This window comes from Telluribacter humicola (assembly GCF_017355935.1).
Taxonomy (GTDB): Bacteria; Bacteroidota; Bacteroidia; order Cytophagales; family Spirosomataceae; genus Telluribacter; species Telluribacter humicola.
In genome coordinates this window covers 334535-348669 of record NZ_JAFIQT010000005.1, presented here as the reverse complement: position 1 = coordinate 348669, position 14135 = coordinate 334535, and the positions used below count along the sequence as shown (strand labels likewise).

The 14135-nt window shown below is 47.5% G+C and carries 8 protein-coding genes; all 8 read right to left on the bottom strand.

Going from position 1 to position 14135, the window contains the following annotated elements; genetic code table 11:
* Positions 1-3: 3 nt before the first annotated feature.
* On the bottom strand, positions 4-660 hold the full coding sequence (locus JUB14_RS20910; protein ID WP_207508769.1) for a bifunctional 4-hydroxy-2-oxoglutarate aldolase/2-dehydro-3-deoxy-phosphogluconate aldolase: 657 nt from the start codon (positions 658-660) through the stop codon (positions 4-6).
* A 46-nt stretch (positions 661-706) separates the two neighbouring features.
* On the bottom strand, positions 707-1141 hold the full coding sequence (locus JUB14_RS20905) for a response regulator (RefSeq protein ID WP_207508768.1): 435 nt from the start codon (positions 1139-1141) through the stop codon (positions 707-709).
* Positions 1142-1235: 94 nt separating this feature from the next.
* Positions 1236-7217, bottom strand: coding sequence for a PAS domain S-box protein (locus JUB14_RS20900; protein ID WP_207508767.1), 5982 nt, complete (start codon positions 7215-7217; stop codon positions 1236-1238).
* Between the two features lie 262 nt (positions 7218-7479).
* A complete protein-coding gene (locus JUB14_RS20895) occupies positions 7480-7731 on the bottom strand; it encodes an acyl carrier protein (RefSeq protein ID WP_207508766.1) in 252 nt (83 codons plus the stop codon).
* 133 nt (positions 7732-7864) lie between these two features.
* Complete coding sequence (locus JUB14_RS20890) at positions 7865-10990, bottom strand: efflux RND transporter permease subunit (protein ID WP_207508765.1); 3126 nt, start codon at positions 10988-10990, stop codon at positions 7865-7867.
* Between the two features lie 68 nt (positions 10991-11058).
* Positions 11059-12114 carry an efflux RND transporter periplasmic adaptor subunit gene (locus JUB14_RS20885; protein WP_207508764.1) on the bottom strand — a complete coding sequence of 352 codons (1056 nt, stop codon included), beginning with the start codon at positions 12112-12114 and terminating at the stop codon, positions 11059-11061.
* A 22-nt stretch (positions 12115-12136) separates the two neighbouring features.
* Positions 12137-13408, bottom strand: coding sequence for a TolC family protein (locus JUB14_RS20880; RefSeq protein ID WP_229368082.1), 1272 nt, complete (start codon positions 13406-13408; stop codon positions 12137-12139).
* 120 nt (positions 13409-13528) lie between these two features.
* On the bottom strand, positions 13529-14005 hold the full coding sequence (locus JUB14_RS20875) for a MarR family winged helix-turn-helix transcriptional regulator (protein ID WP_229368081.1): 477 nt from the start codon (positions 14003-14005) through the stop codon (positions 13529-13531).
* Positions 14006-14135: the final 130 nt, after the last annotated feature.

The window sequence follows — 14135 nt, the reverse complement described above, 5'->3', positions numbered from 1 at the left end:
CCTTTATCTATCCCTCAGGGCTTTGACGTAAGAATCAAAATGCCGGCGTAGGGCATCCCAGTCCTTATTCTTGATCATTTTTTTATCGAAGAGCTGGCTTCCTACACCTAGTCCATCCGCGCCAGCCCACAGGAACTGCCCGATGTTATCAAGGCTAACTCCCCCTGTAGGCATGAGCTTGATCTGGCTGAAAGGAGCCTTCACATCTTTGATAAAGTCAGGTCCCAGTGAAGTAGCCGGGAAGACCTTTACCATAGTAGCACCTAATGACCAGGCTTCGTAGATTTCGGTGGGGGTGTAGGCTCCGGGAAAAATAGGAATGCCTACGTTGACACATGCCTTGATCACATCCCGGTTGATGATGGGAGTTACTATAAACTGAGCCCCGGCATCCAGCGCTCTCTGCAGATCATCCTGATTACAGACAGTACCCGCGCCCACAATGAGTTGGGTAGGGTAGTGCTGCCGTACGTAACGGATCATATCTTCTACCCCTTCTGAATTCATGGTAACTTCCAGCGTAGTCAGCCCGGCATCCAGATAGATCGGGATAATCTGCTCCAAAATATCCTGAGGAACATGACGGAGTATACCAATCAATGGTGTCCTGGAAAAAAGAGGCCACGAAAAAGCGGAATCGGATCGTTGAGAAGTCTGCACGTGTATAGTATTTATAGTAATAAACTATTCAAACCGGAAATTCTACTCAATGATAATTAGTAGGTAGCTGGACAATGGATATCCAGAAATCCTCAATATTACGAATGATCTTGATAAATTTGTCCAGGTCTACCGGCTTGCTGATAAAGCAGTTGGCCTGGTTGTCATATGATTCTTTTATGTCTTTTTCGGACGATGAGGTAGTCAGGATAATGACCGGAATCTTCCGGAGTCGGTCGGTTTGTTTGATAAATGTCAGTACTTCTTTTCCATTCATCCTGGGCAGGTTCATGTCCAGCAGGATCAGGTCAGGCAATTCAAACCCAGGGTCAGTCAAAAACTCAGTAGCCTCCACACCATCGCGGGCAACGATAATATTATTCCTGATTTTTCCTTCTGAAAGCGCTTCCTTGGTCAGGACAATATCACCTTCGTTATCTTCTACCAGCAGTATGCGGATAGGTTTAGAGATAAATGACATATCAACTAGTCATGATTAGAAAATGAAAGTATAAAATATATTTACTAGTACCAATTTCCGTCTGGTTTATCCCAAAGTTTTTGTAGTAACCATACTACTTACTTATGGTAAAATAAAAAGTACTACCCTTGCCAGCCTGTGATTCAACCCAGATTTTTCCTCCGGTTTTGTCCATGATCTTTTTGCAGATAGCCAGTCCGATACCCGTACCGGTATACTCTTTCCGAAGATGAAGACGCTGGAACAGGATGAATATCTTGTCGTGGTACCTGGGGTCAATACCAATGCCATTGTCGGTGACAGCAAACTCCCAATGGTGCTCTTCCTCCCGAACCGAAATAGATATGTGGGGAGATGCCTCACTGCGGTACTTGATGGCATTGCTGATCAGGTTCTGCAGAATCTGGATCATGTACAACCGCACACTTCTTACTACCGGCAGGGGCTCAACCCGGAACTGTACTCCATGCTGCTCAACCTGTGGCTGAAAGTACTGTACAACTTCCTGGATTACCTCATTCAGATCTACTTCTTCCTGGCGGCCCATTTTGTTATTGAGGCGGGAGTACTCGAGCAGGTCCGTAATGAGCTTTTTCATCCGGCTGGCTCCATCTACCGCGTAGCTGATGTATTCCTGTCCGGTAGGGTCGAGCTGGTCGGCGTATTTTCTCTGAAGCAGCTGCAAAAAGCTGGTAATCATACGGAGGGGCTCCTGCAGATCATGGGATGTTACATTTGCAAACTGCTCCAGCTCCTTGTTGGATGCTACCAGCTGGGCAGCCCTTACCTCCAGCTTTTCGTTCAGTTCTTTCAGCCTGGACTGGTGGTAACTACGATGCGAAACATCCTGCATAGCGCCGATCATACGTACAGGTTTGCCCTCTGAATCAGTGATGACAAGGCCACGATCTATTACATAGGCATAGGTACCATCCGCTTTGAGGTACCTGTACTCTTCAGTCCAGTTGGTTTCACCCTTAGCTATAGCCGCATGGATGCTTTCTATGACTCTGTCTCTTTCGTCTGGATGGATGTGGTTGTACCAACTATCGATAGCTGCGGCTTCATCCTGGGCACCATAGCCGAAAAGCTCCTGATAGCCTTCTCCAAACAACAGCTTATCTGTAGCCAGATCCCAATCCCAGATCGCATCGAACGTAGCTTTGATTGCATACTGGTACCGTTCGATACTATCTGACAAGGCTACCCGAATTTTTACTTTTTCGGTAACATCATTTGCTACCACCAGCATACTGGCTTTCCCGTTAAATTCGATGGGGTGCCCGGTGATTTCTACGTTTATTATTTCCCCATTTTTTTTAATATGCCTCCATTCCCCAAAGGATATAGGTCCTCCTTCAATCAGGTTCTCCATCGTTTTGTAGAACTTATTCAGATCCTCTTTCGGCCGAATATCAAGTACCGTCAATTGCAGGAATTCTTCATGTGAGTAGCCATAATGGGCTATGGCTGCATTGTTGACATCTTTGATCCTGAACGTCTCCCTGTCGTAGATCCACTTGGGTAAGGGGCTGTACCGAAAGATAGTCCGGTATTTGATCTCGGACACTTTGAGCGCGTTCTCAGTATTTTTCTGTTCAGTGATATCCTGTATGGTTCCTTCAAGCCGGTAGGCTTTCCCATTCTGATCATAATAGGCCATTCCACTTTCCTGCACTATACGGATCGAGCCATTTTTCAGCGTAATCCGGTGTTCGATATGAATAGGAACTTTATTATCGACGGCGTATATAATTTCCTGCTGGAATCTCTCCTTATCCTCCTGGTGGATCAAGGTATTAAACAGATCAGCTTTGTTTTCTGTTGAATCTTTATCTACACCCAGTATAGTGTGCACCTGATCAGACCAGTACAGATTTTGGGTAGCTATATCATAATCCCAATACCCTAGCTGCGCTATTTGCTGAGCATTTTCGAGACGCTGGTTGGCTTCTTTCAGTTTTTGCTCTGACCGCTTTTGTTCGGTATTGTCCCGTCCGATTGTATACATCCGTTTATCGTGCTCATCCCATATCGCCGACCACACCATGGGTACAATGGTTCCATCCTTTCGTAGTACCCGGTTTTCGATGTTAGCCATAGGTATGCCAGCCCGTATATCCAATCTGGCCTTTTCCGTCAGACCAAAGTCTTCTTCATATACGAATGAGATTGCCTGTCGACCTATCATTTCTTCAGGTTCGTAGCCCAGTATGGTTCTGGCCGCATTACTTACTTCCTGAAAAGCACCGGACTCATCAATGGTACAGATCAAATCCAGCGAAGAGTCCATGACCTTGCTAAGGTCGTTTAGGGCTTTTTCCAGCTGTTGCTTGCTTACCTCTCCTTCAAGCAGGAGCTGGCGGAGCTGTTCTTCCTGGGTTTTGATTTGCGAAATATCCAGTAGCATGGTACTATTGCGTTCCTGACCAAACTGATCCCTGAACATCACCGAGGAGAAAAGACAGGGAACTAGCGAGCCATCTTTGGCTCTTACCGTTAATTCACCGGAGACTTGACCATTTTCGGACCGTTCTTTGATCAAAGGTCGAAGTTGCTCATCATCCTCTACTACTATTCCCTGTCTTCCTAACTTTTTAATCTCCTCATTAGAGAATCCGAATAGTTCGCTGGCCCGCTTGTTGGCTTCCAGAATGGTACCATCCGGCTGGCCCAGAAAGAAAGCAAAAAGGGAGTTTTCGACGATGGACCGGTACTTGGCCTCGCTGGTTTTTGTAATCAGCTCTGCCGTTTTTTGCCAGGTTACATCCTGGAAGGTACCAAACAGCTTAATGGTCTTGTTATGAATACGGACAGGTTTGCAGGTAACCCGTATCCATTTGGAAGTACCCTTGACGGTAACACATTCGAGTTCAAGACTGAAAGCATCTCCTTTTTCGATGGAGTCCTGGATAGCCTGCTGAAGTAGGTTGGAGGCAGCCGGATTGAAATAGGTATGCAGACTCTCCTCCGTAATGAGAGTGTTGACAGGTACCTCGAAAATAGAGTACACCTCTTCGGTCCATATCACTTCGCGCGAGGTAACGGGCATTTCCCAACCACCTACTTTAGCGGCTTCCTGGGTTTCTACCAGCAGTTCTTTGTACCGGTTGTTTTCGGTTACATCCCTTACCGATGTCACCTTAAAGCGATTCCCGTTCGGCTGTACGAGTAGTTCAGCTGTTACGTACACATCTATGATACTTCCATCCTTTCGCTGCACTTTCCACTCGCCCGGGAGTTCGTATCCTTCCCGGATAAAACCATCGTGAGCCACCTGAGCCATTACCCTGTTTTCGGCAGGTACGACCAGGGTAAAACTCTGTCCTACCAGCTCCTCTCTGGTGTATCCGTACAGGCGGGCATACTGATTATTTACTGATACAAAGCGTCCGTCTCTATCTGTAATGCAGATTCCGATAGAAGTGGCATTAAATACAGAATTGAGCATTTGCTCCGACAAGTACAGATCCTGCTGGATCCTTTTCTGTTCGGTTATTTCCATCATACCTATAGAAATAACTTTTACTTCGCCTTCCTCATCTATGACCGGAGAGAGATTGAGAATGTACCAGCATTCATTCCCTTTGGCATCCATCAACTTTCGTTCGACGGCTACTACTTCACCCTTGCTGACAGTACCCAGGTCTTGGATGAATGATTCAAGCAACTGCGGGTCCAGCAGGTCAATGACCGATTCGCCGGCTCTGATCCTGCGGTTACGTAGTCGTCGGAATGTTTCTTCGGACGTGGGGTTAAAAGCGACAATTTTATAGGTAGTATCAATGAGGATAAAGGACTGCAGCGTATTCTTGAGCAGGGCGTCCAGATTAGCCTGGTTAATTTTCAGCTGCTGTTCCTTTCGTTCCAGTTCTTCGTTGGCTGCCTTCAGCTCGGCATAAGCTACCTGTATCTCTTCGTTGGTTGACTGGAGCTCTTCGTTCGTTGTCTCGAGCTCTTCATTGGACGACTGCAGTTCCTCATTGGTCGACTGGAGTTCTTCGTTGAGCGATTGCAGCTCTTCGTTGGTGGTTTCAATTTCCTCAATATAGGTCTGAAGGTGCTCTTTGGTAGCCAATAGCTCCTGTTCCAGCTCAACCAGACGGTTATTTTCTACATTCTGATCGTGAACCGTCACCCCCTGCACCATGAGTTCCTGTAGGTCCAGCCGTTCAAAAATGACTACGAACAGCTCCTGGGTAGCCTCGGTATAGATAAGCGGTTTTACCAGTACCCGTACGAAGTGCGTCTGACCAAAAAGCTCAAACTTGCGGATGTTGCTCCGCATGGGCTGGCGGTCACGGATGGCCTGGGTAATAACAGAACGGAGCTCAATCTGGAGCTCTTTATTGACCAGTTTCAGGATGTTGGCGTTCATGGTACCAGCCGACAGAGACAGGTACAGGCGCACGTCCCCGTTTACCTCCTGAATATCAAATGAATCGTTGATCACTACATAAGGATGCTCGAAGGAGTTGAAAAGCGTCTCCTTGACCAGATCCGAAATAGAACGCTCGTTGGAAGGCTTCTTGACCGTCGACTGGGGTACCTGGTGCAATTGGGCCTTGAGCACCGAAAACTTAACGGCGTTAAGGCTACCACCCCGCTTGCGCTGGAACAGTTTATACTTACCATCCAGCGTTGTGAACAGGTCGGAAAAGTGGCCGACGGTCTCGGACTTACCCAGAAACAGGTACCCATCCTGATTGAGTGAGTAATGAAACAGCGGTATAACCTGCTTCTGTAGATTAGGGCCGAAATAGATGAGCAAGTTACGGCAACTGATCAGATCCAGCTTCAGGAAAGGCGGGTTGTTGGTTACATCGTGCTTGGAAAAAAGGACCATCGAGCGTATGGACTTCAGTAGCTCGTAGGTATCGCCGTTTTTGATGAAGTAGTTGTTGAGCAGATCCTCCGGCACGTTCAAAACGGCACTTGCCGGATATACACCCTTACGGGCATAAGAGATAGCGCGTTCGTCGATATCAGTGGCAAATATCTGTACCGACAGCTTCTTTTTGGTTTCCTTGATTAGCGTACACAGCAGGAGGGCGATGGAGTAGGGTTCCTCGCCCGTGGCGCAACCCGGACACCAGATACGGATAATTTCGTTCTCTGGCTTGTCAGCAATGACTTTCCGGAGGTACTGGCTCAGTGCCTCATAGGCCTCCTTATCCCGAAAGAAAGTAGTTACCCCAATCAGGATAGAATTGAAAAGGTCATCCAGTTCTTTGGGATGCTGTTCAATATAATTCAGATAGTAATCAACCGTGGGTATGGATAGTATCGCCAACCTCTTCTCGAGTCGGCGACAGATTGTAGAAGGCTTGTAGTTGGAAAAATCAGTACCTGTACGCTTCGATAATAGTTTGAATATCTTGTCCAAACCTGGACTCTGGGATATCTCCTCATTCAGAGAAGACTTGGACACCTCTGGATTCAGGACATGCTCTTTGATTTCTTCCCCCATCTTATCGGGTGAAAGTACCACATCTACGACCCCGGTTTCGATGGCAGCCAAAGGCATCCCATTGTACTTAGCAGTTTGTGGCTCCTGAGCTATGATAAATCCTCCGTTTGCCCGGATAGCTTTTACCCCCGAAGCGCCGTCGGTACCGGTACCCGATAGGATCACTCCAATAGTCTTATCCTTATAGTGTTCCGCCATAGACCTGAACAGGATGTCTACAGAAGGCTTGGGACCGGTTGGTGAATGGGGTTTTGTAAGATTGAAGCGCCCCTTTACGATAGTGATTTCAGAATCGGGTGGAGTAATATAAATACAGCCTTTCTGAAGTGAAGCATTATGCTTTGCTTCGGTAACATCCCACTTAGTTTCCTTACTAAGTAGCTGTACCAGCATACTTTTGTGCGTAGGGCTCAGGTGCTGGGCTATGAGGATAGCTACATCAGACAGATCCGCCGGAAAGTGTGAAAGAAAGTCCTGGAGTGCTTCCAAACCTCCTGCGGAGGCTCCCACACCAATCAGATATAGTGGCGTATCTGTTTTGCGGGGTTTAGGATCGGCTTGTTTCTTTCTGGATTCTTTACTGGAAGAGGGCTGCTGGGCATTCATGATACTCACCAAGTTGTAAAAGGTATATAAGACTTAAAGGTAAGGAACATTTTGGATACATAAGAGAGACCTGCAACAGGAAAAGATTCAGAAACAGGAGTCAGAAGTGGTGTTGTCTAAAGCAAAACGCGGCCCTGAATTATCAGAGCCGCGCCTTCATGAATCACTAACTAAACTAAAAATCTCTATAAGCTTTATATACCTGTTCGAATTAACTCCGCAGTACTTACCAGGTGAGTAGATCTATATAACTGATCTATACTTAATGAGTTACTGCTTGCTGGTGCAGGAAGTCAACCAGCTGCCCTACCGTACGAATATCGTTCATCTGGGTGTCTGAGATAGTCATGTTGAACTCTCTTTCGAGGCTCATCATCAGATCTACGACTTCTAAGGAGTCGAGTCCTAAATCACGCATGAAATGAGCTTCCAGAGTGACAGCCGTGCGTTCTACACCCATTTCAAATAGGATGTCATTGATCTTGCTCAGAAGTGGATCTTGTATTGTATCCATGATTGTAATTGTTGCCCTTAATGGGCTTTTTGATAGAGGATAGATTGACTTATGGAATAGCAAAAAATGCGTTTTACTTTTTTCTGCGGCTCTGATGATTCAGAGCCGCAGTTATATTAGTGAGAGGTTGCCTTTAAGCGGGCAGCAATTCCTCTTCTCTTCTTCCTTTTGACTTCTTCTTTTTCTTGGAGAAACGCTCCTTGATCCGGTCAACTACCAAGTACATTGATGGTACGATGAATAGTGTTAGTACCAGCGAGCTGGTCAGTCCTCCGATGATTACCCACGCCATACCGTTCTTGGACTCGGCACCGGCACCACTGGCCAGGGCTATGGGAAGCATACCAAATATCATCGCCAGTGTCGTCATCAGGATCGGACGCAGACGCTCCTTACCCGCTTCGATCAGCGCGTGTACTACATCCAGTCCTTCGGCTTTGAGGTGGTTGGTAAAGTCAACGATCAGGATCGCGTTCTTAGCCACCAGACCCATCAGCATGATCATACCTACTATTGAGAATACGGTCAGACTCTCCATAGTCAGGGCCAGGGCCAGCAGGGCGCCGATCAGGGCTACGGGTATCGAGAAGAGTACCACGAAAGGATATACCACGCTCTCGTACAACGCCACCATGATGAAGTACACCAGCAGGATGGCCATCAGAAGCGCCAGTCCCAGGCTACCAAAGGCATCTGACTGCTGTTCCAGCTGTCCCAGGTAGGAGATACTGATCCCTTCCGGTAGCTGTACTTTCTCCATCTGGGCTTTGATATCAGCACCTACCGTACCTACCGGACGACCAACTACCTGTGCATTGATCGTAATCGATGACAGACGGTTGTTACGTTCCAGTACACTTTCGCCGACGCGCTCTTCAACTACAGCAAACTGCGACAGCTCGATGGTACGTCCCTGGCTGTTCACAAAGGTCAGACGCTTGATGTCGTCAGAATTGGTACGGTCAAACTGATCCAGGCTGATCTTAATATCATACTCCTTACCATTCTGCTTGAACTTGGAGCGGTCATTCCCCCGGAAGGAATTCTGCAGGGCCAGACCTACCTCAGAAGCATTTACTCCCAGTTGAGCCATTTTCTCCCGGTCCAGATTCACGGTGATCTCCGGCTTGGGATCTTTTACCGATAGCTTTACGTCCTGGGTACCTGCTACTGATTTGGTAGCCTGTAGTACCTGCTCGGCGGCTTTACGAATGGTTGGCATATCGGTACCTTTCACGGCGATCATAATGGGAGCCTGTGAATTACCTACAATACCTACCGGGCTTACCGTTACCTTCACCCCTGGTATCTGACCTACTTCCTTCTTGATCATCTGACCAAACTCCTCGGTCGATATAGAACGCTCTTTCTTATCAATAAGCTTGACGTTCAGGTCAGCGATGTTGCTGTTGGACGCCGTAGAGATACCTGAACTGGTATAACCCACGTTGGTAAATACATTGACTACCTCTGAGTGCTTCATGATGATCTGCTCAGCCCGCTGCGCGGTCGCGTTGGTCTGGTAGATGGAAGCCGTAGGGGCCAGTTCTATCTGCACGCTCATTTCGCCCTGATCACTTTGTGACATAAAGGCGGCACCGATAAATCCGGCGGGTACCAGCGCGATTGCACCAGCCATCAGCAGGAATATAGTGATAAACACCCAACGCTTGTGGCCCAAAGCCCAGGTAAGTGTCTGTCCGTAGAAGTTGCTCAGGCCAGTAAGCAGGTTCTCAAAACCTATGTTAAGTTTACCCCACAGTGATTTTGGGTTCAGTACTTCCATCTTACCGAAGTGCGAAGCCAGTAGCGGAGTAAGGGTAAATGATACCAGGAGACTCATCATGGTAGAGAATACCACCACCAGGGCAAACTCCCGGAGGATGTTACCGATCAGACCACCCGTCAGGGCCAGCGGTACGAATACCACGATATCTACTAGGGTAATGGCAAGGGCGGTAAAGCCAATCTCATTACGTCCTTCCAGAGCGGCATCCCGCTTTTTCTTACCCATCTCCAGGTGCCGGTTGATGTTTTCCAGTACCACAATGGAGTCATCCACCAGGATACCTACCACCAGCGACAGGGCCATTAGGGTCATCAGGTTCAGCGAGAATCCCATTACATTCATCAGGATGAACGTAGGAATAATAGACGATGGCAACGCTACCAGTACGAACAGGGACGAACGGAAGCTATGCAGGAACAGCAGCATCACGATTGAAACAATCCCTACTGCCAGGAACAGGTCAAATACTACGGCATCGGCTGAGGCCAGTGTGTACACCGACTGGTCGGCTGCAATGGTAAATTTAAGACCTTCGGAAGCATACTGCTTTTCCAATGTTGTGATACGCTCCTGTACCAGCTTGCTTACATCCACCGCATTGGCATCTGACTGCTTCTGGATCTGGATACCAATGGATGGCTTGGCATTGATATGGTTAATGGCGGTAGGCTTAGCCTGGGTATCTACTATTTCGGCTACATCTTTCAGCAGTACCTGGGTACCACCCGCACGCTGCGCTACGATCAGCTCGCTCAGGCGCTGGGTCGTCTCTACATTAGCATCAAACCGGATCGAGTACTGTGACTCCCGTGTTTCGATCTGACCAGCCGGGTAGCTGGTATTGGCTGCATTGATGGCCTGGGATACCTGAGCGATGGACATTCCGTAAGCGCGCAGTTTATTCTGGTCCACATTTACCTGGATTTCCCGCTCGGTGCCACCGATGACGTTTACCTGACCTACACCGGCTACGTTAGATAGCTGTGGCTTCAGTTTATCATCGATCAGGTCGTACAACTGAGTAGGCGATAGCTCGGCCGTAACCCCCATACGTAGTACGGGTATTTCATCCGTTGAAAATTTGTTGATGATGGGGCGGTCTGCCTCGTCAGGTAATACGTTCAGGATCTGCTCAATTTTGCGCTGAGCGTCCTGCTGGGTTTTGGTAACATCAATTCCGTTTTTCAGCTGAATGGTAACAATGGAGGCACCCTCCTGCGAGATAGCATTAAGCTTATCCAGACCTTCCAGCGACGACAGAGCGTCTTCGATCCGTTTGGTCACGTTGGTTTCTACCTCGTCGGCCGACGCACCCGGATAGGGCGTCACCACGCTGATCACATTTGCTTCAAACTTGGGAAGCAGGTTATAGGACAGCTGCTTATAACTGATCACCCCAAACAGCACCAGTACGGTGAAGATGGTGGTAATCAGCAAGGGCCGTTTAATTGATAATTCGGTTATCGACATTTTAGTAGTCTTTTATCTTGAATGATAGGTACGAATGGAGTACCCTATTCTGTTTGTTTATGAATGCCTTAGCGGGCAACCTGTACGGTAGCGCCGTCGCTGAGGTTGATCTGACCGGTAGTTACAACTTTGTCGCCTGCCGAAAGACCACCGGTTACCTCTACGTTTTCACCGAAAGTGCGTCCCACGGTTATCTTACGCTGACGTACTACATTTCCTTCCACTACGTATACATACGGATTCTTCACACTCTCCACCAGAGCCGTACGTGGAATCTGGAGCGCCATCTGCTTGGAGGGCTGTGAAAAGTCTACATTCACAAAAGTTCCGGCCTTCAATACGTTGCCATTGCTGATCGTGACCTCTACGGGATAGTTATGATCCTGATTTCCTTGGGGAGCTATGTAGGTAATGTGTCCTGAGAATACTTTATCCGAAAAGACATCGGCTGTTACCTTTACGGATTGTCCCTGGCGCAGCGAGTACACATCTTTCTCATTAACCAGTACTTCGGCTTTCAGACGTGACACATCCAGAATAGTACCCAGTACAGTACCCGTATTCACAAATTCACCGGGCTCCACATTTTTCTTAACTACCTGTCCGCTGATGGGAGCTTTCACCGCCGCATCCTGGATCTGCTTTTTTATCTGCTCAGCCTGGTTCAGCGCGTTTTCGTACTGGTACTTCGTATCACTTACCTGTACTTCGGTAGCGGCACTACCTTCCAACAGAGTGGTGTAGCGGTCTACATCTTTCTTAAGCTTGCTAATCTGAAGCTGAGTCGCTTCCAGAGCAAGTTCTTTCAGTTTGTTATCTACCTGCACCAGTGTAGCACCCTGTCTAACATTTGAACCCAGATTAAAGCCTACGCTTGTTACTTTTCCCGGAGTGGTGGCCATGATTTCGGCTTCCTTGTAAGGGATCAGGCTACCAGTCTTGACAAGTTGCTGGCTTACGGTACCTTCAGATACCTCAGCTACTGTAACCGGAATAGCTACATTGGTAGCAACAGGGGGGGTATTTTTCTCGTCTAACTTCTCTTTGTTGGCGGCCAGCTTGAAGCCAACCAGGGCTACAATGGCGACAATAGCAGTGATGACAAATAAGGATGTCTTTTTCATTTTATGGATGCTTTTCGTATGATCAGAGTTGGTTATAGAAAGTAAGTAGTGTGCCTTGTGATCTTTCCAGATCCAGTCGCGCCTGGTATGCATTTACTAACGAGCTGATGTAGTTGGTCTGTGCCTGACGGAACGAGGTTTCAGCGTTGATCAGATCCGTTATCGGACGAGTACCCTGCTTATACTGCAGCAGTGTTACATCGTACACCTTGCGGGCCAGCTCTACGTTCTGGTTGTCGTTGTCCAGGTTCAACTGGGCTCTTTGCAGCTGTATAGCCGCATTGTTAAACTGCAGCTGGTAGGCTTTTGAGCTTAGCTTCTGCTGTTCTTCCAGGACCTGGATGTTCAGTTTAGACTGCTGTACCTGAGCCGAGCGACGGAAGCCGTCAAATATGGGAACGGTCAGTTTAAGCCCGATGCTTCCAAAACCGGTAAAATTCTGAAACGACGGTAGTAGCTCGTTACCCAGCGCCAGTGAACCGTAGCGGGCGTTGGCACTCAGCTTAGGCAGGTAGCCTGCCTGGATGCGCTGCTGATCCAGTCGTTGAAGTTCAAGAGCCGTCTCTTGTAACTGGTACTCGGTCAGGTTTTTGGCTTCAAATCCTACGCTTGTGGCAGTAGGGCGTTTGGTCAGGATCAGGCTGTCCTGCAGGGCCAGGGGTGTTTCCATGGGCATGCCCATCTGAAACTTGAGCTGGTTCTGAGCCATGACCAGTGAGTTTTCTGCCTGGATCAGTTGCGACTGGATAGAGTTATAGCTTACCAGTGTACGATCATATTCAATGGGTTGAATGACGCCATTGTCCCTTTGCAGTTTGAGTACATTAAGTACCTGCTGGGTCCGCTCGAGGTTGTCTTTCAACAGGGCTATCTGCTCCTGAGCTACAAATACCTGATAGTAGCTATTCGAGATTTCATAGATGACATCTTCCCGGGTCTGCTTGGTATTTAACTCAGCCCGTACCTGATTAGGTTTGCTGGCCTTGATGCCGATCAGCAGTGATTTATCATAGATCACCTGCTCAGCCGCGGCCACACCAGTAGTCTGGTATTTAGAACCAAACGCTACACGGGTAGGCTCAGGTCCGAATACACCCGCTGGTAACAGGGTGGATTGCAGCTTGATGTTATTATCTACCGTAGCCGATCCATTCACCTGGGGCAAATACCCCGCAATGGCTTCCTTGGCTTGCTGATTGGCAATCTGAGACTGGTACTGAGCGATACGGATGTTATTATGATTCTTGAGGCCGTATTCGATACTCTCTTTCAGGGATAATGGATTCTGAGCCATTACCCCAACTGGTATCAGAAGTGAGAGGCTGAGCAACCATTTTGATTTACTATTCATATATATAATATAAAAATTATAAGGTAATGTAGACATATCAACTAATTAACCAAAAATTGGAATTTAGGATTCCAGTATAGAAGCTAATTTCTTCAGTACATTCAGCAATCCTTTTACTTCATCAGGATTGAGGTGGCTGGTCAGCTGCTTATCAAGCTCGAGGGTTTTTCCCATTACTTCCTGAGCGACCAGTTTTCCGGCAGGAGTCAGAGTGATCAGATTACGACGGCGGTCATTTAAGTCAGAGTTAATCCGCAGGTAACCATCCCGCTCCAGCGTTTTGACAGACCTCTGAATACCAGCCTTATCCTTTTGAAGGAGATTAGCGATATCCTGTTGTGACAGGGGAGTAGTGCAATGCAAATACGCAAGAACCAGAATCTGAACCTGCTCCAGCTGCAAAGAAAATCCCATTCGTGCCAGTTCACGGTTAGTAGCCCGCCCCACTAAGTGTGATACCCTGAAGATATTCAGAATAAGTGTCTCTGCCATGAGAGACATCTCGTTTGAGGCTATATGCTGTTCTTTTTGTTCGATCATGAGGCAAAGTTAAATAAAGTAGATATATCAACCAAATAACAAATCTAAAAATATTATAATTCATTTCAGTGACTATAATTTATAGGATAGCTCGCCGAAATTTTAATACAAAATTGTGGAGTATAAGTAG